Source organism: Staphylococcus saccharolyticus (genome assembly GCF_900458815.1).
GTDB lineage: Bacteria > Bacillota > Bacilli > Staphylococcales > Staphylococcaceae > Staphylococcus > Staphylococcus saccharolyticus.
On record NZ_UHDZ01000001.1, the window covers coordinates 2,242,535 to 2,267,313 of the forward strand.

At 31.6% G+C, this 24,779-nt stretch carries 18 protein-coding genes, 5 pseudogenes and 1 riboswitch; of the genes and pseudogenes, 7 read left to right on the forward strand and 16 right to left on the reverse strand.

Annotated features, from left to right (window positions below; all coding sequences use genetic code 11):
- Nucleotides 1–18: 18 nt before the first annotated feature.
- Together DYE57_RS11010 and DYE57_RS11015 are read right to left on the reverse strand one after the other, a co-directional pair.
- Nucleotides 19–747 (reverse strand): alpha/beta hydrolase, encoded by a 729-nt coding sequence (locus tag DYE57_RS11010; protein WP_115314026.1) that lies wholly within the window; start codon nucleotides 745–747, stop codon nucleotides 19–21.
- A gap of 63 nt (nucleotides 748–810) precedes the next feature.
- Nucleotides 811–1,507: pseudogene (locus DYE57_RS11015) on the reverse strand (phosphatase PAP2 family protein).
- A 259-nt stretch (nucleotides 1,508–1,766) separates the two neighbouring features.
- On the opposite strand from DYE57_RS11015, the gene DYE57_RS11020 reads away from it, so the two are divergent.
- Nucleotides 1,767–2,015, forward strand: coding sequence for a hypothetical protein (locus DYE57_RS11020; protein WP_115314027.1), 249 nt, complete (start codon nucleotides 1,767–1,769; stop codon nucleotides 2,013–2,015).
- A 45-nt stretch (nucleotides 2,016–2,060) separates the two neighbouring features.
- Here the strand turns inward: DYE57_RS11020 and DYE57_RS11025 are convergent.
- From DYE57_RS11025 to DYE57_RS11035, 3 pseudogenes are all read right to left on the reverse strand, one after another.
- A pseudogene (locus DYE57_RS11025) lies at nucleotides 2,061–2,425 on the reverse strand (Na-translocating system protein MpsC family protein).
- A 91-nt stretch (nucleotides 2,426–2,516) separates the two neighbouring features.
- Nucleotides 2,517–5,070 (reverse strand): annotated as a pseudogene (locus DYE57_RS11030) (DUF2309 domain-containing protein).
- A 16-nt stretch (nucleotides 5,071–5,086) separates the two neighbouring features.
- Nucleotides 5,087–6,557 (reverse strand): annotated as a pseudogene (locus tag DYE57_RS11035) (NADH dehydrogenase subunit 5).
- A 607-nt stretch (nucleotides 6,558–7,164) separates the two neighbouring features.
- Between DYE57_RS11035 and DYE57_RS12920 the strand changes: the two are divergent.
- The 3 genes from DYE57_RS12920 (at nucleotide 7,165) to DYE57_RS11050 (ending at nucleotide 7,929) form a co-directional block, all read left to right on the forward strand.
- Nucleotides 7,165–7,233, forward strand: a complete 69-nt coding sequence (locus DYE57_RS12920; protein ID WP_115314147.1) for an alpha-1/alpha-2 family phenol-soluble modulin — start codon at nucleotides 7,165–7,167, stop codon at nucleotides 7,231–7,233.
- An 88-nt stretch (nucleotides 7,234–7,321) separates the two neighbouring features.
- Nucleotides 7,322–7,393 carry a PSM-delta family phenol-soluble modulin gene (locus DYE57_RS12925; RefSeq protein ID WP_115314148.1) on the forward strand — a complete coding sequence of 24 codons (72 nt, stop codon included), beginning with the start codon at nucleotides 7,322–7,324 and terminating at the stop codon, nucleotides 7,391–7,393.
- A 272-nt stretch (nucleotides 7,394–7,665) separates the two neighbouring features.
- Entirely contained in the window at nucleotides 7,666–7,929 is a 264-nt protein-coding gene (locus DYE57_RS11050; protein ID WP_115314028.1) for a hypothetical protein, read from the forward strand.
- 218 nt (nucleotides 7,930–8,147) lie between these two features.
- Here the strand turns inward: DYE57_RS11050 and DYE57_RS11055 are convergent.
- The 11 genes and pseudogenes from DYE57_RS11055 to xpt all read right to left on the reverse strand — a co-directional run bounded on the left by DYE57_RS11055 (nucleotide 8,148) and on the right by xpt (nucleotide 21,902).
- Nucleotides 8,148–9,349 (reverse strand): annotated as a pseudogene (locus tag DYE57_RS11055) (GTP-binding protein).
- Between the two features lie 175 nt (nucleotides 9,350–9,524).
- Nucleotides 9,525–9,908 (reverse strand): VOC family protein, encoded by a 384-nt coding sequence (locus DYE57_RS11060; protein ID WP_115314029.1) that lies wholly within the window; start codon nucleotides 9,906–9,908, stop codon nucleotides 9,525–9,527.
- 426 nt (nucleotides 9,909–10,334) lie between these two features.
- The gene (locus DYE57_RS11065; protein ID WP_115314030.1) at nucleotides 10,335–11,510 is read right to left on the reverse strand and encodes an MFS transporter; all 1,176 of its coding nucleotides are present in this window, start codon (nucleotides 11,508–11,510) and stop codon (nucleotides 10,335–10,337) included.
- 20 nt (nucleotides 11,511–11,530) lie between these two features.
- Entirely contained in the window at nucleotides 11,531–12,739 is a 1,209-nt protein-coding gene (locus DYE57_RS11070; protein WP_115314031.1) for an ATP-grasp domain-containing protein, read from the reverse strand.
- Nucleotides 12,736–13,983, reverse strand: coding sequence for an ATP-grasp domain-containing protein (locus DYE57_RS11075; protein WP_115314032.1), 1,248 nt, complete (start codon nucleotides 13,981–13,983; stop codon nucleotides 12,736–12,738). The genes DYE57_RS11070 and DYE57_RS11075 overlap by 4 nt, the downstream gene beginning before the upstream one ends.
- 15 nt (nucleotides 13,984–13,998) lie before the next feature.
- On the reverse strand, nucleotides 13,999–15,708 hold the full coding sequence (locus DYE57_RS11080; protein WP_115314033.1) for a hypothetical protein: 1,710 nt from the start codon (nucleotides 15,706–15,708) through the stop codon (nucleotides 13,999–14,001).
- 1 nt (nucleotide 15,709) lies between these two features.
- The gene (locus tag DYE57_RS11085) at nucleotides 15,710–15,952 is read right to left on the reverse strand and encodes a ferredoxin (protein WP_115314034.1); all 243 of its coding nucleotides are present in this window, start codon (nucleotides 15,950–15,952) and stop codon (nucleotides 15,710–15,712) included.
- Between the two features lie 900 nt (nucleotides 15,953–16,852).
- Nucleotides 16,853–18,394, reverse strand: a complete 1,542-nt coding sequence (gene guaA / locus DYE57_RS11090; protein WP_115314035.1) for a glutamine-hydrolyzing GMP synthase — start codon at nucleotides 18,392–18,394, stop codon at nucleotides 16,853–16,855.
- Nucleotides 18,395–18,549: 155 nt separating this feature from the next.
- Nucleotides 18,550–20,016: an IMP dehydrogenase gene (guaB, locus tag DYE57_RS11095; protein ID WP_115314036.1), complete on the reverse strand. Its 1,467-nt coding sequence runs from the start codon at nucleotides 20,014–20,016 to the stop codon at nucleotides 18,550–18,552.
- 39 nt (nucleotides 20,017–20,055) lie between these two features.
- Nucleotides 20,056–21,324, reverse strand: coding sequence for a xanthine permease PbuX (gene pbuX, locus DYE57_RS11100; protein ID WP_115314037.1), 1,269 nt, complete (start codon nucleotides 21,322–21,324; stop codon nucleotides 20,056–20,058).
- The gene (xpt, locus tag DYE57_RS11105; protein WP_115314038.1) at nucleotides 21,324–21,902 is read right to left on the reverse strand and encodes a xanthine phosphoribosyltransferase; all 579 of its coding nucleotides are present in this window, start codon (nucleotides 21,900–21,902) and stop codon (nucleotides 21,324–21,326) included. The genes pbuX and xpt overlap by 1 nt, the downstream gene beginning before the upstream one ends.
- A 285-nt stretch (nucleotides 21,903–22,187) precedes the next feature.
- Nucleotides 22,188–22,290, reverse strand: a riboswitch (purine riboswitch).
- 215 nt (nucleotides 22,291–22,505) lie between these two features.
- Between xpt and DYE57_RS11110 the strand changes: the two genes are divergently transcribed.
- From DYE57_RS11110 to DYE57_RS11120, 3 genes are all read left to right on the forward strand, one after another.
- Entirely contained in the window at nucleotides 22,506–22,913 is a 408-nt protein-coding gene (locus DYE57_RS11110) for a YflT domain-containing protein (RefSeq protein WP_115314039.1), read from the forward strand.
- Nucleotides 22,914–23,050: 137 nt separating this feature from the next.
- A complete protein-coding gene (locus DYE57_RS11115) occupies nucleotides 23,051–23,725 on the forward strand; it encodes a hypothetical protein (RefSeq protein ID WP_115314040.1) in 675 nt (224 codons plus the stop codon).
- A 117-nt stretch (nucleotides 23,726–23,842) separates the two neighbouring features.
- Nucleotides 23,843–24,739 (forward strand): hypothetical protein, encoded by an 897-nt coding sequence (locus DYE57_RS11120; protein WP_115314041.1) that lies wholly within the window; start codon nucleotides 23,843–23,845, stop codon nucleotides 24,737–24,739.
- Nucleotides 24,740–24,779 lie beyond the last annotated feature (40 nt).

The following is a 24,779-nucleotide window of genomic DNA, read 5'->3' on the forward strand; positions in this document are numbered from 1 at the left end:
TTGCTTTATATATACTATTTATCGCTTAAAAAATTGAATAATTGCTTGTTCTACTTTTTCTACACCTTCCCCATGTGTCATGAGATGACCGCTTTGTGCAAATGATTCTAATAACTTATCGTCGCTGTTAATATGATTATAAATATATTGTGCGCTTTCTGCATATAATTCATCATCTTTTTCACCATATAATATACTTGCAGTCGATGTAATTTGTTTCAGATTAATCATTATTTCATCTATCACACGCTGAAAGATTTCAATCTCATTATTATAATGTAGAATCGTATCCATTTGTTGACATCGTTCACCTTCATCTAAACTTAAAATTTGATTCATTCTCTGACCATATCTTTCAAGTCTCCAGGCTATCTCACTTTCTCGCTTTTTGTCAGGGGCAGACATCACAGCAATACGATCTAATTTAAATCGCTCTGCAAGTCTTAGAGTAAATAATCCACCTAATGAAACTCCAGTTGCGCTGATGGTTTGATAACCTTCATTTTCCAGAAAATGATACGCGTTAATCACTTCATTCCACCAATCATTAATATCATACTGAGTAAATTTACTTAGCGGTAATCCATGACCTGGATAATTAGGTACGTAACACGTAAATCCTTCTTCATTAAGTAACGTGGCTAGATGTTTAACATCTCGCACAGTACCGGTAAATGAGTGCAATAATAAAATTGCTCGGTAGCGATGACCTTTTAGATAAATAGACTGAGGTGATTTAATCTTCATTTCCTAATTCCACTCCTAATTGAATAATTAACTTTAACATAGAGATTGTGACATTAATAAGATTTAATCTTTGGGTTTAACTGATCTATGATTCCGTTGCCTAAAAGTAACTAAGGGATAAGTCATAATAAATAATGAAACCCATAAACAAGCCAAGCTCACACCACCCACAACATCAGAAAAATAGTGGGCCGTGAAAGTAGATTCTACTAAATAAAACACTCATCCAAAACACACTAACAATAATGACCACAATAGATTGAATAGTCCTTCTTCTCAACATTGGGACAATCATTAATATAGTGATTAAAAAGAATAATGTACTCGCGTTTGAATGTCCGCTTGGAAACGACCATCCCGAATCAATAACTAAGTGACTGTATGGCCTAGGTATTTGAACCGTTTGCTTAATTAAATAGTTTAGCCATGTGCCTGTTGTGATAACCAAAATAATCCAAATCGCTTGATGACATTTTTTTAATAACAACACTATAACAGATAACAATATGGTAATGATAACTATAGATTTAACATCATCAAACGTTGCACAAAAATTCATATAATCATTACCAAATCCGTTGCCATATTTTCTCAATGGATCTCCAAATTGCTGTGCAAACCAATTCATCATCATCATATCTAATCGTTTCAAATAATATTGCTGTGATATCACACTATACATGGTCACACCAAATATAACGAACATGATAGTAAATAATGAAACTGTCACTTTTACAGAACTTATTGTTTTAAAATTCATACCAACACCTAATTCTATATTTCGTTCAACTACTATAATTTATTCTCAATGATAGACTTTTGCTAGTGTTTTAAATTAATTGATAACATTTGTTTCTTATTTTACACTAAACTACTCAAATTGGTCTTTTCAGACCTATATAAAAATCAACTTATTTTTCTATAATTAAAATCATTAAAATTTCATACTTATTACATATACAATAATGTATAATGTGTTTTATCATTACTAATAAATCTTAAATTTAGGGGGCGTATGTTTGATTAATAACAAAATACTCATCTATATAGCGCTTCTTATAACATTTGTCCGCTTCTTTATTCCTCTACATCCAGATTTTGACACTTTATTAATATGGTTATTTATACTTTATTTAAGTCCTATTATTTTATGTATCATTGCTTTTAAATCTGATAAACTTCTAGCCACGATGGTTATGATTCCTAATTTAATGGGCATAGGCTATCGATTATTTATCTTTTTCTATGATTATCTCCATTTAAAGTAAAAACAGTACTATCAATGAATGATAGCACTGTAGTTTTACACATTACTAATGTAAAACTTTTTCAAAGTGACTCTCTAACTTAAAGATAATCACTCTTTCACCAGTAACCGTACTTAAATCACTATGAAAACTTATGACTTGAATACCTGTAATATCAAAAATAATTTGATTTAAATCTTTTTCTCCAGATTCTACAAGTTCTGAACGTGTGCGCTTTATATTTAACAAGCCCTCATTGGTTTTACATACGCGATATTCCGCAGGCGTCAAAATCCCCTGTAAATTTACAATAACCATGTCACGAAGATGTCCGTTTTTACAGATAAAGAGCCTCTGCCTTAAAAATCCTTTTCTCATTGTGTAATTGCTTTACTAATTTCGGATTCATAAATACCCTTCGTCTTTTTCATAACTAGACTGCTCCTATTATGTGATTAGCTATAGTTTAACATTAAACAGAAGCAATCTGAAAATATATTCCCTCGTATCACTCTATAAGAATCACCAATCTTTCCAGTTATTATTCTCGTCTATACTTGCTAATCTTACCCATTGATGAGCCACTTTTTGACGGAAATGAGCATTGTGATTTAATAAACGTTGAATATGAGAATCGGGCGCTTGAATAACTATAAGTAATCGTATCGGCGCATGATACATTTCATTATCTCCCGCCATTACTGATTGCCATGGCAAACCATACATTAAATCACTGGAGTTTCCTTGCTTAACACCGACACCACTCGTTACAGATTGTGTTGTTTTATTTCCGCTTCCATAAAAGTGAGGGGCTACAGTTGACGCATAGTATTGTAAATTAATTCATTGTGCCACAAGTGCAGGTCCTAAAATAATTGTATTTAAGATTTGCCCATCTTCATCTTCAGTCCAATCATAATTATGAAGGAACGCACGTCCTTTTAAATCACTGGTTTCTGTTATATAACGTTTTCCTATAATAAATTCTGCATTACGTGCTAAACCCCACTCTGGACGTATTTCGCTCCAATCACTTGCAAAACGATAAGCTTCAGCTACAGGATACTTATGATGATTATCCACACTTGGCAACATAGCTAAACGTTCTAAATTTGCTTTATAACTTACCTGAGACATCGCTTCTTGCAGTCTATTGAAAGCTTGTTCAGCTGCTTGTGTTAATGTCGGTACATAAATGTATTCTAATTCATCCACTGACGTTTTATGTTCAGCTGCAATAAATACTGTTTCATCAGGGATGTCTATGCCTTCACTGGCTAATCCTTTTCTGACAGATGATTGATTACACATACTAGCTTAAAACCACTTGATGCACCGCCACAAGCGCCACATTCTAATGAGGCATGATATGGATTGTTATGAGACTTACTACCATGCCCTCCCAATACAATAAGGGGTGCAAAGTTATCTGTTAAATTCATTAATCGTAATGCATTTTTTGAAAAATAAATTTGTTCTGCTTCAGTAAAGCCAACAGGTAATTTAGAATATTCACCATGTTCTCGATTAACAGTTAGCTTCCCTTCAGGTTTACGCACCCACCTTTGAGTAAGACGACGTGCTAAGTGATACGCTTTTTTGGGTAAAACAGTATTAGCAATCGTACTAATACTTAAGAATGGACCGCTTAATTCTGGTAATAATAGACTTGGTAAAACATTATGTTTCATTAATTTAAAAGTATAAAATAGCGATGTAATAGAATGTTGACGTCGATTGTATACTTTTAAATCGTATCGATCAGCAAATTCCTTGATTCTATATGCTGGTTCTACCATCACTGGCAATGAATGATGTGAAAATTGTTCATCAAGTGTTTCCTTTTGTATTGGTAAACCAAAGAACCCAGCAATACCTATTATTTCAAATGGACCTTAGCTTTCTAAATGACGTCTAAAAGGTTCAGAACGTACATCAATACAAAAAGCAAGTTGTACTTGTGTTTGCTCTTTACTTTGCTGAGTTGGAGAATCATTAATTGTTTCTATTAATTGACGTTCATGTGTTTCCTCCCAAGCTTCTAGCCATAATTTTTGGAAGTACATCGGACTAAATTTTTCAGCCAATTGAATATAATTTTGTTGTTTAGACTTAGGTAAATCTAACCATTGATTCACTGATATTTGACTGTTAAATAAAAGATTACATATATTTTCTAACCCTTTTTTATATAAAAAGGTTGATGTGATGTCGTTTCAAATTGAGAATCTAAAAGTAACATTTCGACAAACAAACGCACAGCGACATAATCAATTAATAGTTTTCTTTCGTTTTCATCATTCTCAGCACGATAATACATCATACCTGCCCAGCCTGGGAGTGATAATAACTGACTCTCAATGTAAGCTTGTTGATTCTCACGAGTAAGTTTTAATCTTTGGATGGCTCTAGCAATTGCTTCATCCGCTTTATTTGGTAAATCTTTCACTTTTAAACGTTGTTCTTTGTTTAACATTGGGTCATGTTGAGCCAAATGTTTCCATGCCCTATAAAAACCTTGATTTCTTCTTGGCATCGTCCAGCTTGACTGAAAATCATCTAAATATAATTTAGCCCATTTTATAATATGGGCATCTAAAATTTCTATAAGCGGTTTTCCTTCGGATGTAAGACGATCGGCACTCTCAGCTCTCACTAGTTGTTTATTATCATATTCTTTATAGTATGTTTTTACCCATTGTTCTAATTTTAAATAATCTGTACTACTTAAAAATCTATCATCAACAGGTTTTACGTGTTTAGCATGTTCAATATATGCATGAAGTTCATCTTCAGAGAACGAATTCATATATCTTTTTAAGTCACTATAGAGTAAATCTTCAAATACGTGAACATCTATTTCACCTCTATTAATAGCTGTTTGTATAGCAGCATGTTGAGGATAAATATCAATATCTCTTATATCTTTAAGCCAGACTGCAACTTGATCAAATGTTGAATCTTCAAGACCTTCCCAAGGATTACGTGCTGCAAATATAGAGATAGGTGATAAGGGATTAATGACGCGTTTCGCTCGTTCAATAAACTCACTTATATCTTGTTGATATTGAGTCATAACCTTTTCCTCCTTTTTATAAAAATTTGTTTAAATATGTTGGATGGCTTTCAATAGACTTCGTTTTCGCCTCTCCGAACTTAACTAGCCATAAATAAAGTATCGCAAATGCGTGGGATTCTCTATGACGTGATACCCACATGCTTAAAAAACTTCCTAAAACTAAAATCACAATACTTATAAGTGGTGGATGTGTTACATGCATATAAACATTACTTAAAGTAGCATAGAAATAATGATGCGTGACAATATAAACTATCGCTACAATAACTATCATAAATAAACCAACTAATCTTCCTATCATCCCTCGACTAAAAGCAACTAATTGATTCCAAGAAACCATTAGCGACCAAGCAAGTATAAGTGCACTTAATACATCATATGAGCTACGTGTACTATTAAACCAAAATACGATAGCTATAATAATTGTCAAAAGACGTCCTAACACTAGCCAACTATATGAATGCTTTGCTGTTGATAGTGTCGGTATATTAAATCGGCGGACAATTGAACCGGATTGTAAAAATAAGGTCACTTTAAATACACCATATAAAATTAAATGAATAATGGCTGCCAAGTAAATACCCATAGCACATTGCACTTGCATAAAGCCCATTTGACTCATAGTTGTCTCTTATAATCAACATGAACTAAGCTAATACCAGATCCTAATAGCACTGAAATACTAGAGATAATCAACAATATTGAAATAGCAAAAGTATTATCAAATATTGGTGAAAAACGCGTCAAGATTATTCCTCCAGCATTTACGATCCCAGCATGCATGAATGCTGGCACAGGTGTTGGCGCAGCTACAGATTCAATCAACCAACTTTGAAACGGAAATTGCGCAGCTGGTATGATTACTGCCATTACGATAAGGATATTAATAAAAAGTTTTAAACCAGGATTTACTGAGTCAATGTAGTCATTGTATTGATGTGCCAATTTCCTGTGCTAACATATAACAACACGACCACAATCAATAACGATAGCCAACCTAAAGCAAATGATTTCCCAGAAATTTTGGCAGCTTCATATGGAATCTTCCATAATCGATTTAATCTAATAAGCATTGTAAGTGAGAATAACGTTGCTCCCCAAAACAACGCCATTAATCTCAAGTCACCACTTAACCATGCAAGCGAAGCAAAAGCCGTAATTAAAGTGAATAAAGGAAAGTATTTACGATAATTTCTATCTCCAGACAAGTAACGCACTGAAAATTTTTGAATAATAAACCCTAATATAAGAATGAAACTTGCTAATAACCAAGCAAGATGGTCTAAAATAAATGGCCCCACTTCTTCTCTTAATTGAGTAGTGAATAAACCAAGTAAACTTACTACAACTGGAAATACCAGTAAGCGTAAATGTATTTTTATATATTTAATTGGTACTGATAAATTTATAAAGATTAACCCACTCAATAAAGCAATGACAAGTGTTATAAAGAAAATTGATAGTACTACGACTTGACTTAACATTACACAGCCTCCATAATCACAATTTATTACAAAAAATTATTCATAATAAAAAGCCTACAATAGCCGAGCCTTTCACTTCTTTAATGAAAGAATTTTAACTATTGTAGGCTTCAATTCAACTCAGGTTAAACTAAGACTATAGAAGTCGAAAGCATCATTCAACAATAGTCATAGTTTTTCTTTGTTTAAATAAGCTGCCTATATACTTTTTAGCAAAGTAACAACTCCTTCTTCTTCATCAATTAAAAAATGTGACATCTATAATTGCTAAAGTAAGACTTAGTTATCACTTTTGCACATATCAGTATAAATATATTTCAAATAAAACAACGTGTCAATTTTTTAATTTGCATTGACTATAAATATAAGACAAAGCACCTATCTTATAATAGACTGATGTAATTACATTGCATGTGCTTATAATCTTTATTGTAAGGGTTTTGTAAAGATAGAAAGGCAAGCTCAACACTTAGGAACTATAGAGTGTATTTAAAGATTTTAATTTTATCACTTGAGACATCGTTCTTGTGAGTTAGGAAAAACAAATATATTTAATACTAATTGACGTTACACTAGACACATCAAGTAAGCAAAGGAGGTAATTTTAATGAGTGATGTAATCAGTAAAATCGTTGAAATTGTCAAAGGCTTAATTGAAAAGTTCACTAATAAATAAGTTTATTGATTCAATCAGCTACAAAGTTAGCTTTTGGATATTCAATAAAATTCTCTAACATACGCTTTTTGAAGGGAGGCAATTGAACATGAATATCATATCAACAATCATCGAAATCGTAAAAACTATCGTAGACTTAGTTAAAAAATTCAAAAAATAGTCTATAACATATACAAGCCACTATCCAAAAGGATAGTGGCTTTTTTAACTTCTTCTTCCTGTTATAGGTTCTACATTTTACTTCTTGTCATCCTCGTTCAACACAAACACATCAGCATTAATTATTTTTACTTTTCATATTAAAACCAAAAAATAACTATTGTAATAAATATATTTGTGCATATAATAGTATATACAGTTAATTATTTGCTGTAGCAATAAAGATGGTCTAGCCATATTTATTGACTAACGACATCGAAAGAAACGACAAAAATGAAGAAAATTTCAGTTTTCACAGTATTCTCTATCATTTTTACGCTTATTAGTATATTTATATGCTATACTACTGCGTTTACAAACTTATATAACGAAAGTGGATTTAGTTTCTGGTATTTTCCTGGAGCAGCAATTTTCGTTATATCAATTATTATTAATATTATAGCTATGTTTAAAGCTGACAAATCTTTGAATATAGTCCTATTTTTTATCAATTTCTTTGCATTACTTATTTTTACTACACCATTTGCGATAGCTTAATATTAATACTTGTTTCACAGTATTTGGAACATGAGTTAAGAAGGCAATTTCTATTGAAATAATATGGAAACTGCCTTTTTACTCATTAAGATAACATTTTACACCTCGTTCAATTTATTTTGGGTAAATGATTAAAGTATCTCATCTTTTCACACGTGAAACAATATCTTTTAAATTCTAATTTTAAAATACTGCTATCATTTCATCTGTTAAATAAATTATCTTCTTTGATTATAATACCAATCATATGGACTACTTAAAGATTTCCAATCAGCATCAATTTCACTACTATTAATGAGACATTCATCTAATTCCTGGGAAATTTTTACTTGATTCAAATCAGTTCCAATAATTACAAATTGTGTTTGACGATCTCCGTATTCAATATCCCAATCTTCTGCTACATCTTGTCGTGAATTCAATATTGCTTGCTGTTGACTTTCATTCACCGTTGCAACCCAATATGTTACCGAATGAATATTACAAGATAAACCAGCCTATGATAATAGACATGCAACATCATTATACTGTGCTAACCATACAATACCTTTCGTTCTCACTATATTTTGAGGCAAGCGTTCTAACCATTGATGAAATCTTTTTGCGTGGAAAGGCAATCTTCTTGTATACGCAAAAGATGAAATACCATACTCTTCGGTTTCAGGTGTATGCGTCGCATGGCCACCCTCTGTTAATTCTTTAATCCACCCCGCAGACTCACTTGCTTTCTCAAAATCAAATAACGCGTGTTAAGCACATCAGATAATTCTACTTCTGAGTTAACTGTTTTTATAATCTTTGCTTCTGGTTGCAAAGCACGTAGTACTTTTTCTAATTTTTCTAGAGCTTCATCGCTAATTAAATCAATTTTATTGATGATCATCACATCACAAAACTCTACCTGATCAATAAGCAAGTCAGCAATGGTACGTTTGTCATTCTCATCTAAACTCTCATCACGATCAGCTAATAAGTCTTCACTTCGTATATCATTAACAAAGTGGTTTGCATCTACAACGGTTACCATTGTATCTAATCGACATATTGAAGTTAAATCAATACCCAACTCTTCATCTATGTATGAGAATGTTTGAGCTACTGGTACAGGTTCGGATATCCTTGTAGATTCAATGACAATTTGATCGATACCACCATTTTTGACCAACCGTTCTACCTCTCGTAACAAATCATCTCTTAATGTACAGCAAATGCATCCATTAGAAAGTTCTACTAACTTTTCATCAGTTCACGATAAACCACCACCTTCTGCTACTAAATCTTTATCAATATTTACTTCACTCATATCATTCACAATGACAGCAATACGACGACCTTCTCTATTTTTTAAAATATGGTTAAGTAGTGTTGTTTTTCCTGAACCCAGATATCCACCTAATACAGTTACTGGTATTTTAGCCATTTAAAGAACCCTCTCTTTGAAAATAGTAATTATTGCGCTTTACATTCTATAAAAAGTCCCTTCTTTTATCAACACTAATATTTTTAAAAATCAATTTATGAATAACACAATTAAAAAGGTTAGCCAGAAATTCATCATTTCTAACTAACCTATAACTTATTATTTTATTTAAATTTTAGATATTTTCATCAATAAAATAATTAAAAACCCATGTAATGCCATTCAGATTATCTTTTACTTCTGCATGATAGGCATTAAAGAATGTTTTATCTAGTTTAACTTTAATACTTCCACCATCATCCACCAATCGTTGATAGACACGCTCTAGTTCTTCCTTAGAATCACATTCGATAATAAGGTGTGGATGTTTAGAAACTGGATGTTTATGAAACGTATCAGAAAAATGAACAAACGTTTGATTACCTATAATAAGCTGGGCATGGTATGTCTTACCATCTTTACCCAACAAAATTTCTGTATTAGCATTAAATACATCTTTATAATAACATAATGATTTATCTACATCTTTTACATAAATAAATGGACTTACATTCTTCATAAATCCCTCCGAGAATTTAGACTTTAAGTTTGTTTAACAAATATATATTAAACCTTTTTAAATTTCAAAAATACAAACCTATACTTTTTTGTTATTTAATAATACTTCGCTACAACAAAACCACTCCCGCATGGAGTGGTTTTGATTAGTATTTAGGTTCACCATTTACAAGAATACTTCTTAAGAAGTCGATGACTTTTTTAGAGAATTGAATTAAATCACCCAAGAATTTCATCTCCTCTTAATGATTGATACATATTCATTATAAAACGTCAAAGCTTTAATAAATCAATTTTGCCTAACTGACGAACATAAATACTAAAACGTCGATAAAATGATGTAATTTTACATTTTAAATTTATATTTATATATTTACAAACTAAATATTCACTTATGAACCAAAATTAACTCCCTTATTTTAAATACTCATGTAACCATGTTACTTTTATGGAAGAAAATGATACTTATCGCAGTAATAATAGATAATAAACCAAATAGAATTGAATCTTGCCTAATACTATCTAAAAATATACCTCCGATAACTGGAGCTAATAGCGCCCCCAAGTATTGTAAACCAGCCAACGAGTAATATGACCCCTTATAATTAACATCAGATAACTCATCTATACGTATATCTATCATTGTAAAAACTAACATCTCAGCAATCGTAAATCCTATCATTGCTAAGCATTTAAATATTATATAATCCGCCGTACCGAGGAGAAATAAACTTATCGGCATAAGAATAGCTCCTGTTATAATTGATGTTTTTACGGAAGTAATTTTACTGAATAAATAGATACAAAATTGGCAAGTAATGACAGTAATACCATTTACAGATAATAACAGTGCAAATAATTTTGAAGCATCATGATGCTTATAATGTAAGGCAAAAAATTGAGGCAATATACTGGTCATCACGGTATAACCAAAAACAAATAACACTAAACCAGTGATTAAACAAGAATATGCTCTATCATCACGAAATATTGTATATATACATTTTACATCGATTTTTGACGTGACATTTTTACTATCCAAATCTATTTTAAGAATGAAAAACGCATATATAAACGCATTAAAATTGAAACAATAAGCCATAAAAATAATATAACAAATAATATTTACACCTAAAAATTGTAGTTGAACCGACAATAATGGCGCTAATGTCGCAGAAATATTGATAAGATAATAACGGATATTAAACACGATATCTTTATATTTTTCATCAGTATAAATGGCCATAATTGTTTTATATGTTGGAGAAAGAAGGCTACTTCCTATACCATTAACTAATGCAAATACTATAAATAAACCGTATTGGTTGATTAATGGAAAGCACAGAAAACTTATTGCTGATAGAAATAGACCAATAAAGATAATGATTTTTTTATTAATCTTATCTATTAAAGGTGCTGCTATAAAGCTCATGAACAGTGACGTTATTGCAAATGTTGAAACAATGAATCCAATTTCCAAACCGCTATAGTAATAAGTTTGAGCTAAATATATTGATAAAAAAGGTATGATTAAAAAATAACTAAATCTTTCTAGAAACGTAGCTATAAAAAGTATATATATAATTTCAGGTAAATTTTTCAACCAAAATCACCTTTATTTGGTTAAAGAGGTGCCCATATAACATTCTTTCTATACCAATCATTGACTATATTCATTCTAGAAATGAGTTCATTTTCATTATTTCCCTCGATTAAAATAGATATGATATGATCAACACTTAATTGTGCATCATTATATACCTTATTTTCTTTAGCTATATTTTTAATTTTTACTATCCACTCATAGTCTAAATCCTTTTTTATTCCTTTAAAAATTCCACTTTGAGGTGGCAATAAGACAAAGCCAGAATATGTTTTAATTGGCTGTTGTTGAATGTCACGAGCATGAGTCTCATCCACTTGCAAACATAAACTTTCTTTATTTAACTGTATGTGTGTTGAATGATAAATTGCATTTCCTACTTCGCCACCTCCAGTCCTACTTCCTATTTCACACAAATATACCTTATGATTGTTAGTTATAAAATATTCAGCATGAAAAGAACCATTTGTAAAACTTGGTAAAGTATCGATTACTATTTCAGTTTTATGTTTTAAAGTTAAATTTATCTCATTATTTTCTTCAATCATATAACTAGATAACGGTTGGTTTTTTTGAAATTCCAAACAACCATTATAATATTTAGAAACATAGGATAGGAACACTTCATTGTTGTGAACCAATCCATCAATATGATACATTTCTCCATTGATAAATTCCTCGACTTCAAAATCATCTATTGTTTTATGTTCTTCAAAAAAGCTGTCAATATCATGTTGGTTTTTTGCAATAAACACATGAGTAGATCCTGAACCATAAATAGGTTTGAGGACTACAGGATAATTGTTTTGAGACACAAAATTTTCAACTTGCTTTTTTGAAATGACCTTTTCAAATTGAGGAATATTAACAGCTGTTCCATATAGTAACTGTTTCATTAAAACTTTATTTCTATATGCTTCTGCACTTATCAAAGATTGGCCAGGTAAATTTAATATTTCTCTTAGCCTAGCACTTCGCTTCACATCAAATTCCGAGATAGATAAAACATGAGTGATATTATATAATTTACTCAACTGAATTGCTTTTATTTCTACATTTACATTATTCAAATAGTTCTCAAACGATTCAATCATTAAAAAATTATTTTTATTAAATGTATATTCTTTTTCTTTCGGACAAAAGAGTATAACATCATCTTTTGTGTTTAAAAACCATTGATCATAAGGTGTTTTCATCCCATCGGTACTAGATAGTATAATTACCGTCATTGTATCTCAACCTTTATAAATTCTTCGATTTTATTTATGATATTTTCGATTTCTTTAGTACTTCGACCTTCTAAAATAATATTTGCAACGAAACAACTAGAAAAATGTTCAGGTGGCATAACTACTTTATCGCCTGCCTCTTTTAAAGGTATGACAAGTTTCACACCGGGTATTTCCATGATATTATCCAAGCCCTCAATTTTTTTAAACGTTCCACTTTGATGTGCTCTTATACTGTAATAACATAATTTTTTATTATTTTTTTCAAAATCAGGCCATTGTTTTTTCACGTCATTCCCAACTGATACATCTATAATTTTTTCAATAAATGAGTATCCTGAAGATAATCTAATAAGATGTGATGTAATAAAACCTCCAGCTGGTCTTGCTGCCACCTCTATGACTTTAAAACCTTCTTTAGTCAATCTACCTTCTAAATGAAATGCACAGTTATCAATTTCTAAAATTTGAATCGCTAACGTTGCGCGTCCCTTAATTTCATCTTTCACATGTTTAGGTTTATCAGATGGAAAGAAAGCAATATATTCTAAGGAAAAATCATCTGTCACTCTCTTGTCAGTTATACCTGCTATAAATACCTCATTATTTTGTACAACGCCTTCAACAGAGAATTCTTCTCCTTCGATATACTCTTCATAGATATATTCATTAGGATAATACGTATAAACCTTATCATTTTTAGGAGAGGTAGCATCAACTAATGAATGAAAAATATTTTCTAAATGCTGAGCACTTTCAATCTTAAAAATCCCCTTACTACCTGAAGCACCAACAGGCTTTAATATACCTGGTATTCCGATATAATCTACTGCTATTCTTAAATCTTCCAAACTTTCAACCCGTTGGAATTTTGGAGATAAGTTTTTAATATTCGAAATTGCTTGTCTCATGTTATATTTATTTCTTACATTTTGGACGATTTCAGGATTTACACCAGGCAACCCTAACTCTTTATTTAAATACGACACAAGTTCTACATCTTTATCTGACCAAGTCAAAATACCACTAATTTTTACGTTTTTGTGATATTCCATAACTTTATTAATCGTTTGTCGGATATCATAAGAATCAATAATGATTAGCTCATCCAATAAATTCCCAATAAACTTGGGTTCTTTATCTGCCATCAATACCACTCGATATCCTAAATTCTTTGCTTCAATAATTGGTTGAACCCTCTCTACTTTATGACTTCTTATATTTATAAATAATAGGGTTTTCATTCCTTGTCACCTGCTTTATATATTTATGTATTCTTGTTGGTACCATTCTCTGTTATATATATCATTTTTAATATCTGTCTTAGCTTTTTTACACACATCTAACCAAGCTTGAAATAATTGTTTTAAAATTTCTTGATAATACATAGCAACTGCAAGATCATATTCACTATAGCTTTTTCCAAATTGTTTCATTAATCTTAAATCAAAGAAGGCATTATAAATATAACCTTCATTTGAAATGGATCCTGGGCATCTGATAGCGTGTCTCACTTTAGCAAACACGTGACCTTTATGGTGCTGATCACTCCACTGTGTGATATCTGCCATAGCCGGTGGAAAATAAAAATGGCGAGTGATACGAGTTTGATTATTCAAAAAATTTCCTGGGGTATAATGCCAGCTATTATATTCCATTCTTTTACTTATAGCAGTTAATATTCCTATTAACACTTTGGTATTACTTTGAAAGGCTTTTTTCATATTTGCACTTGGAACAACACAGCAAAAATATTCATTCTGTTTCCAATTAAAAATCTCTTCTAGTTCATCATTTTGATGTGCCTCATGAAACTTCAAAGGTGACCTAAATCCTCGAGCCATTCCAATATCAGATGATGTTTTAGAAATTGCTTTATTAATAATAATATTCATTATTTTGTCGATAATTTTAAATGGTTGCGAATAAAGATTGTTTTCAATAATTTGGTAGAAGAAATGATAAAAATCTATAGAAAATTCGACATTAGTTAGTTGTTCTAAATCTTTTTTTAAATATTCATCACTTATTTTGGATAACTCATTTTTTTCAATATATTTTTCTTCTTTATGTAAGTTAATTCCATTAATAAGTCTATATATTAAAAATTTATCTTCTATCTCTGTTCTCATTACATATGTTAGCTGTGCCTTCTCTTCAATCCTACAATCGTTATTTGTTTTAATTTGTAGAATGTCACTATATTCTTGAATTTTCTGATCGAAATATTCATTTAAAAATGACAGCGAAAAGTGAATTCCATTGACTTCTTCGCCACGTGATGGCGGTCCAGATTTGAGTAATAAGTACATATTAAAAACAAATATTTTCTCTGACTGCTTCCAATCATTTATATTTTTAATCAGTAAATCATTTAATAAAAATTCATTTGTATCTCCATCAAACTCTTCTACTAAGTTATTATAATTATAGAAAGTGCTGAAAGTTTGATCATTTAAATAGAGTAATATTGGTGCCATATGATATATATTGAACTTTATAAACTTTAATATTTCATTAATTTCGGTTCGATTTTTATTTTCAAAAAAAGGGATTAATTGTTCTTTGTAAAGCATACCTTCTTTTTCTTTACTTTTTCTAACTTTATCGTTAATAACTTTAATCATTGAATCTTTGACGATAAAACATCCTAAAATATAAGTATATTCATCATAAAAATTATCTTTACCTAGAATTAATCGTCCATATTCTGTTATTCCAAAATATACATTATTTTTACTATCTTTATTTATATTTTTAAAATCTGAAGCAAAAACAACTGTACAATTAAACTCATTTAAATTCTGGTATAATATAGTTTGTTCAATATTTAAGCTTTTATTACTGGTTATTTTATTAATTTTTCCATCTAGCGTAAAAAGTGTACTAATGATTAATGATGGATCTTTTAAGCTACTTACTTTATTTTGAATCTCTAACAACAACTTTCCAAAACCAATTTTGCTCATATTACCACTCTTCCTTGTCATCAAATGGAATTTTTGATATTTTTATTGATTCTGTTGGACATCCTTCAAAAGCATCATTTAAATTTTCAATTTCATCAAAAGGAATTGGTGCATTACCATTGTTGTTGTCTAAACATGCATATGCTATATCTTTCACATCATATTTAAATAAATTTGGTGCAGCAGCACCGCAAGCAGCGCAAGAAATACAGTTTTCTCTATCTACATAAGTAAAATATTTCATAAATAATCCTCCTTATATCCAATTTCAAGTGCAATATGTTTAAATACTTATTTAACATCTTGTTTAATATTGATATATAAAATGGAGTATTCTAATTATTAGTAGTAAGAAGCTTGTTACTTACATTATAGGTTTAATTAAAAGTTAGATTTTCCAAAATCGGTTTATTGCTAATTCAAATAAATCCCCTTTTTCTAACAATCCCAAAAGTATTTTAACTTTTTTAGTGAAAATTTGCAATAAAAATGAAATAATAATTTAACAAAATAATAAAGATTCTCATAATTGAATAAATTTTTTACAGAGACAGATATTTTATTTAATTTGATTAATTTCTATGAAATAGAATATCGTATTAAAAAAGGATATAACATATATCTTTAATTTTAGATAAGAAAAAAGCCACACCTTAAACGGTGTAGCTACGCCCTTTTCCAACGTCTAATCTAGTTAAAAGTATGCGTGGAGAGGAAATGAGATATGACTAAGGGTGAGAGGTGAACTTTGGGGGAGTATAACCTCTACACTCTTATTATTAATCAAGCGCAATTAATTGTCTATTTAAAACAACTATTTTTCAATAAATGTTCAATTGTTTTAGTTTTTGTAAAGATATTAATAAATGTTTAACAAACTAGACTTATCAACTTTCAAAGTTAAATTCAGCATACCTACTGTCAAAACAACATCTTGGTTTTGATTAATAATTTTACTGTGAAATAGATATAAATCATTTAAACGTTAACATAAATACACTCATGTAAAAGGAAGCAACATGAAAAAATAAGCGAGAAATTTACTATTAATATAAACTCGTATTCAAAACGTATTCAATATAAAAATAAACAGGCTAGAAACCCTTTTTTTGGTGTTTCTAACCTATTTAATATGATTAATTCATTATTCCCACTCGATTGTGCTAGGTGGCTTAGAAGTAATGTCGTAGACGACGCGGTTAACGTGGTACACTTCATTAACAATGCGACTTGAAATTTTTTGTAAGACTTCCCAATCAATACGAGCAAAATCACTAGTCATACCATCGATTGAAGTTACAGCACGGATGCCTACAGTATGGTCATACGTACGATAGTCTCCCATGACACCTACCGATTGAATATCTGGAAGTACTGTGAAATATTGCCAGATATCTCTTTCAAGACCTTCCTCACATATAACTTCACGCAAAATTGCATCCGACTCACGTACAATTTCTAATTTATCCTCAGTGATTTCTCCAAGCACTCGAATACCTAATCCTGGTCCTGGGAAAGGTTGTCTCCAAACTAAATGTTCAGGAATGCCTAATTCAATACCTAAAGCGCGAACTTCGTCTTTAAATAATGTATTTATTGGTTCGATGAGTTCAAATTCCATGTCTTCTGGTAATCCACCAACATTATGATGTGATTTAATTGTCTGGGCCGTCTTAGTTCCTGATTCAATGACATCAGTGTATAACGTACCTTGAGCTAAGAAATCAACGTCTGATAGTTTGGCTGCTTCATCATCAAAGACATAGACAAACTCATTACCGATAATTTTACGTTTGCGCTCTGGATCAGAAACACCTTTTAATTTATCCATAAAACGTTCTTGAGCATTGACGCGAATGATATTCATATCAAAACCTTCACCAAATTGCTCCATTACCATGTCGCCTTCACCTTTACGGAGTAAACCATGGTCAACAAAGATACAAGTTAATTGGTCGCCAATTGCTTTATGTAATAATACAGCAACTACAGATGAATCTACGCCACCACTCATTGCACATAATACTTTACGATCACCAACTTGTTCACGTATCTTTTCAATTTCAATTTCTATAAAGTTTTCCATTGTCCATTCGCCAGTACAATTACACACTCGCCTTACAAAGTTTCTTAATAAGTCATTACCATATTCTGTATGACTGACTTCTGGATGGAACTGTACTCCATAAATACGACGAGATTTATCTTCAATAGCTGCGTAATTCGTACTTGGACTGTCCGCAATCACTTCAAATCCTTCAGGAATTTCAATGACTTTATCTGAGTGACTCATCCATACTGTTTGTTCAGATGGTAAACCAAAGAAGAGCTCATCTGATTTAGCATTAATAATGGCTTTCCCATATTCACGCTCATTTGCACGCTCTACTTTTCCGCCTAAAAGTTTAGTTGTCAATTGCATACCATAACAAATACCTAAGACAGGAATACCTAGATTATATATTTCCGGATTAATTGTAAATGACCCCTCTTCATATACTGAATTGGGACCACCTGAGAGAACGATACCTTTTGGATTCATTCTTTTAATTTCCTCAATAGAAATTTCATGATCATGTAATTCACTGTAAACGCCCATTTCACGAATGCAACGTGTAATTAACTGGTTATATTGGCTACCAAAGTCTAAGACAAGAATTAACTCTTGCTCTTTCGCCATCTCCATAGTAATGAATCTCCTTTATTATATAATTTTATCTAAAGCTGAGAGAAACGCTCCTCAAGGTGTCTTTCATTTGTTTTTAAAAATGAATTTAACGCAAGAACAAACACCATTAAGAAGAGCGTTCTCTTAAATTATGAAATCATTAATGTTGCTCATTAGAAAGAATAGTTTGGTGATTCTTTAGTAATTTGAACATTATGTGGGTGACTTTCAGCTAAACCGGCTGGACCCATACGAGTGAATTGAGCTTCTTCACGCAATTCTTTGAGATCTCTTGAACCAGTATAACCCATACCTGCTCTGACACCACCCATTAATTGATAAACTGTATCTTGTAAAGGTCCTTTGTAAGCGGTACGTCCTTCAATACCTTCGGGCACAAATTTCTTAGGTGTTTTGTCTTCTTGGAAGTAACGGTCGTTAGAACCTCTTTCCATTGCACCTAATGAGCCCATACCACGATACACTTTATATTGTCTACCTTGGAATACTTCAGTTGCACCTGGACTCTCTTCAGTACCCGCTAACAAGCTACCTAACATTACAGCATGACCACCGGCTGCTAAGGCTTTGATAATATCTCCAGAGAACTTAATACCGCCATCAGCAATAATCGCCTTACCATGTTTACGTGCTTCTGTCGCACAATCATAAATTGCAGTAATTTGAGGTACGCCTACACCTGCAACCACACGAGTTGTACAGATAGAACCAGGTCCAATACCTACTTTTACAACATCAGCACCCGCTTCAAATAACGCGCGAGTCGCTGCTGCAGTAGCAACATTACCGGCAACAACTGTAATTGCTGGGTATGTTTCTTTAATTTGTTTAACTTGTTCAATAACACCTTTAGAATGACCATGAGCTGTATCAATAATTAAAGCATCAACACCCGCTTCAAATAATTTTTGAGCACGGATTTCAGTATCTTTAGAAGTACCGATTGCAGCTGCAGCTAGCAATCTACCATGTTTGTCTTTGGCTGCATATGGGAACTCAAGCACCTTCTCAATATCTTTAATTGTAATTAAACCTTCTAAACGACCATTTTCTACTAATGGAAGTTTTTCAATCTTATGATCTTGAAGTATTGCTTCTGCTTCATCTAAAGTTGTACCAACTGGTGCAGTAATTAAATTGTCTTTCGTCATTACACCAGAAATCTTAATTGAGAAGTCTTCAATAAAACGTAAGTCACGATTCGTTAAAATGCCTACAAGATTTCTATCAGATTTATTATCAACAATTGGAACACCTGAGATATGATATTTACCCATTAAAGCTTCCGCTTCATAAACACTTTCGTCCGGAGTTAGGAAGAAAGGATTAGTAATAACGCCATTTTCTGAACGTTTAACTTTTTGTACTTCATCTGCTTGTTCTTCAATGCCCATGTTTTTATGGATTACACCTAGACCACCTTGACGTGCCATTGCAATTGCCATTTTAGATTCAGTTACTGTATCCATACCCGCAGAAACAACAGGAATATTTAATTTGATTTTGTCTGATAATTCAACACTTAAATCAACATCACTTGGCAAAACATCTGATTCAGCTGGAATGAGTAATACATCGTCAAATGTCAAAGATTCTTTAGCAAATTTGTTTTCCCACATTTAAAAACAGCCTCCAATTTTATTTTGAAATTAGTTACATTATTTCACATTTTCATCACTTTGTTTATACTTTATACCGTTAAAAAAGAAATTTAAGATTATCGCTGAGATTGCACCTAGTACAATGCCGTTTTGTGTTAACCAAGCAAATTGCTCTCCTAACCCTTTAAATGCTTGAGGTACCGCACTGATTCCAGCTCCTAATCCCACTGAAACTGCTATAATTAATAAATTGCTCTGGCTTTTAAAATTAATATTCCCTAATATACTTACCCCATATGCCATAACCATGCCAAACATTGCTATCATAGCTCCACCTAAAACAGGTAATGGAATAATATTTGCTAAAGCACCTAACTTAGGTATACATCCACAAATGAGTAGTAAGATAACCATGCCATATATGACATTATTCTTTTTTGCACCTGATAATGACACAAGTCCAACGTTTTGTGAATAAGCTGTATAAGGGAATGAATTAAACATTGATCCTAAAATAATGGCTAGACCTTCCGCAGTGTAACCTCTACGAAAATCCTTTCTATTCAACTTTTTACCTGTAATTTCACTCAGTGCATGATAAACACCAGTAGATTCAATTAAACTTACAACTGCAACAATGAAAAATACAAGGATTGAACTTAAATCAAAACCAAATCCTGAAAATCTAAACGGTAAAGGAAAACCAAACCAATGTGCATCTCCAACTTGTTTAATATCGACCATGCCAAACACACTAGCTAAAGCAGTACCTAATGCTAACCCTATAAGAATGGCAATAGATTTTAAAAATCCCTTTGTAAATCTTTGTAAGATTAAGATGATTAATAATGTTACGCCACCTAAAAGTAAGTTCTTAGTATCGCCGTAATTTTTGGCACCTTGACCACCTGCCAAATAATTCATAGCGACTGGCATTAAATTAACACCTATGATTGTAACAACACTACCTGTTACAACCGGAGGGAAAAATTTAACAAGATGTGAAAAGAAGGGTGCAATTATTACAACTAAAATACCAGATGCAAAAAGAGAGCCGTAAAGTTCATCAAGCCCTTTCGTCTGTCCTATAAGGATCATTGGTGCTACTGCAGTAAAAGTACATCCAAGTACAATAGGTAAGCCTGTACCAGTGATTTTATTCGCTTGAAGAAATGTTGCTACACCACACATAAAAATATCGACTGTAACTAAATAAGCTATTTCTTCAGGCGAGAATTTCAAACTCGTTCCAACAATAATTGGAACAAGAATCGCTCCAGCATACATAGCTAACAGATGTTGTACGCTTAATATAAAATTTTTCATTACGCTTCACCAAGAAGTGTTACTTTATTGCCTTTTAATGAGGCTACTTTACACAATGAAGATACGTTTAATCCTGAATCTTCTAAACGTTGACGCCCGTTTTGGAAACTTTTCTCAACTACAATGCCGACACCAATAGTTGTCGCGTTTGCCTGATTGACTATGTCATTAAGACCTAATGATGCATCACCATTGGCTAAAAAGTCATCAATGATTAGCACTTTATCATCTACTCCTAAAAACTCTTCAGAAACAATGACTGTGCTTGTTTTATTTTTAGTAAATGAATGAATTTCCGTACTATAAAAACCATCCTTTAAAGTACTAGGTTTTGCTTTTTTAGCAAATAAACAAGGGACATCAAAATGGAAAGAAGCCATAATCGCCGGCGCAATACCAGAAGCCTCAATAGTTAAAATTTTAGTAATTCCTGAATCTTTAAACTCTTCATAAAATGTTTTACCTACTTCATTCATTAGTGTAGCGTCAATTTGATGATTTAAAAAACCATCTACTTTTAAAATTTTCTCATCAATGACTACGCCATCCTCTTTGACTTTACGTCCTAACGACTCCACTCAAAAAACCTCCTCAAATGAATTCATAATTGATTTCAAGAAAAAAATCCTCAAACTAACTATCAATAGTTTCAGGATCTATGAGTGAACGTGCAATACTTTGCATTGAAGCAAATTAAGATGAAAATACGCATGCTTAGTCCTAAAAACGCCTTATTTAATTTAATAAAAATGAACTATAATTGTATTAAAGTTATATAAGTCTAGGAATACCTATCATGAAGCAAAGTAGGTATATCAAACACGTTTCTCTTTGTGTTGCTTTAGCGATTTAAACTGCTCTTAATGTATTGTATTGTTACTCATAGTCATGTCGTTTATGGCGACACGGTAGAAACTTCCAAAGCCATATTCTTTAGATTATATGAGTCATATAAATTATTTAATGATGATAGCAAATTTTTTATGTATTTTCAATATGATTAAAAATATGTTCAAAGTTCAGAAAACAACTTTTTAATGTAAGCGTTTTAATTTTCTGAATGGATTACCATTGAAAAAAATTTAGCTCAAAATTATATAATTATGTATGTAAAAGTTTTATAAAAACAGACTAGGGTATAACGTTGGTAAAACAAGTTAAATTTAAAGGGGCGATAATCTGTGGCAGAAATTACTGTAGTTAATGACAAAGATGAATTATATAAAGTTATTAACCAAAAGAAATCAGAAGGATACTTAGAAACTGAATTAGCCGTAATTAGTAGAAGTAAATTACATTTAGATGACTTACACAATTCTCAAATTTCATTAATGGCTACAAGCGGTTCTTTCAGCGACCGTATGTCTCGATTACTAACTGGTGAAGACGGTGAAGAAGCTGTACTTTCTCGTTATAATTTATCTGACAAAGAATTAGAAGAACATAAACAAGATATTTTAAATGATAAAATGTTAGTTGTAGCAAATAGTGATCATTCTTCTCACGATGAAGTTGAAGATAATAACGCTGCTTATGAAGACGTTGATATTACCCACTATGCTGCTGAATCTAAAGGACCTAAATCATAATTGATTTGCTAAGAATGATTGAGACAATGCACCGTAATGTTTGCGCAATCATGCACAACATTGTGGTGTTTTTTATTATAATTAGAACAGCGATGAAAAATCAAGATTTAAAAACTTGTAACCTTGGGAGGATTAATATGAAATTTAAATCAATTGAATCAGCTAAAGACCCATTGTTCAGAGAAGCCCTTAAACTATATGATGCGAAATTAGACATTGGCTTAAATGAGGATAGTACAATTTTTAAACGCTCTATTGAAAACAATAAAACAAAGAATGATTATGCCTTTGTAGTAGGTATTGAAAATAATCATGTCATAAGTTTAGCCACTGCACATTATGAAGCTACAACCAACGTTGCCTTCCTTATCTATTTAATTGCTCAGGACGGTTCAAAGCATGACGAATTGATATCTTTAACTCTAGAAGAGGTTGAAAAACAATTAAACCGTCTATCTCATGAGGTACATCATCGAGATATTAATTTTATTATGTTGGAAGTCCCAAGGGAACCATCTCCTGCACATATTGATGCTAAACAGGAGAATATTTTGGAACATCGACGCCAATTTTTATTTGAGAATGGATTTAAAAAGCAAGAGGAAATTGACTACATTCATCCAAACTATAATATCATGGAAACATCTCAAAGAGTCGATTTGTTTATAAAAGCAAATATTGATTTAACTAAAGATATTTATGGCACAAGTGTTAAATCCAATTATATATTGAAATACGTATTCGCTAACGGTATTTCAAGAGATATTATTTACCCTCTTTTAGAAGAAATGAATTTAAAAAAGCCTTTATAAGTATACTTGAAATCGTATTAAAGAAAAGGTAAACTATCATATTAGGTAAGACTGACGTTTAACTGGCCGAAGACAAACGTCACTATACATAAACTATATTATGAAGGGACTTTTTCAATGTTAACAAAAGAATTTGCACAACGTGTTGAACTAAGCGAAAAACAAGTCCGCAAAATTGTTCAACATTTAGAGGAACGAGGGTACCGTCTTAGTAAGACTGAATATCGAGGACGTGAAGCTACAGACTTTAAAGAGGAAGATATCGAATTATTTAGAGATATCGCTAATAAAGTAAAGCAAACAAATAGCTACGATTTAGCATTCGATGAATTAGAAAAAGAAAAAGATTTTTTACAAGTCATTGTTAAAGATGATGATAGTCAACTACCTACTAATCAAAAAGTTGCTCAACTCGTAAAAGACTTACGTACTGAAATTCAAAAAATGAGTGAAGAACGTCAAATGCTTGGCCAAATGATTAATCAAGTTCATCAGCAACAACAAGAACTTAAGGAATTACAGACAGATATTACAACAAAGATTGACGCAAACACTGAATCCTTAAAATTAATTCAAACATCTCAAGAAGCCATCCAAACATCTCAAAAAGAGCAAGCTAAAGATATTGCTAAGGCAAATGATTTGAAAGACAGCCAATTACAAAGTCATTTCACTTCAATGTCAAATAGTGGTTCATTAAGTAATAGTCATGCTTCTGCAAGTATGGGACAGTCTGAACCAGTTAGTAATTCTCTAAGCACTTCTGATAGCGGATCTAAATCGATTTCTAATTCCACTACAACATCAGAAAGTGATATAGGTAGCGATTCTATTTCTGGAAGCACTTCTACAAGTATAAGTACGTCAGAGTCGACTCATGTAACGAGCTCAGAAAAATCTGAATCAGAGGCTGAATCTCATTCAACTTCAATGGAGTCTTCAAACTCACCTGTTAATCATCAGCAACCTAAAGAAGAGAAAAAAGGATTCTTCGCTCGTTTATTTAACCTATAAATGCAACTTAAATTATTAAGTTAAATCATTAAAAGTATTA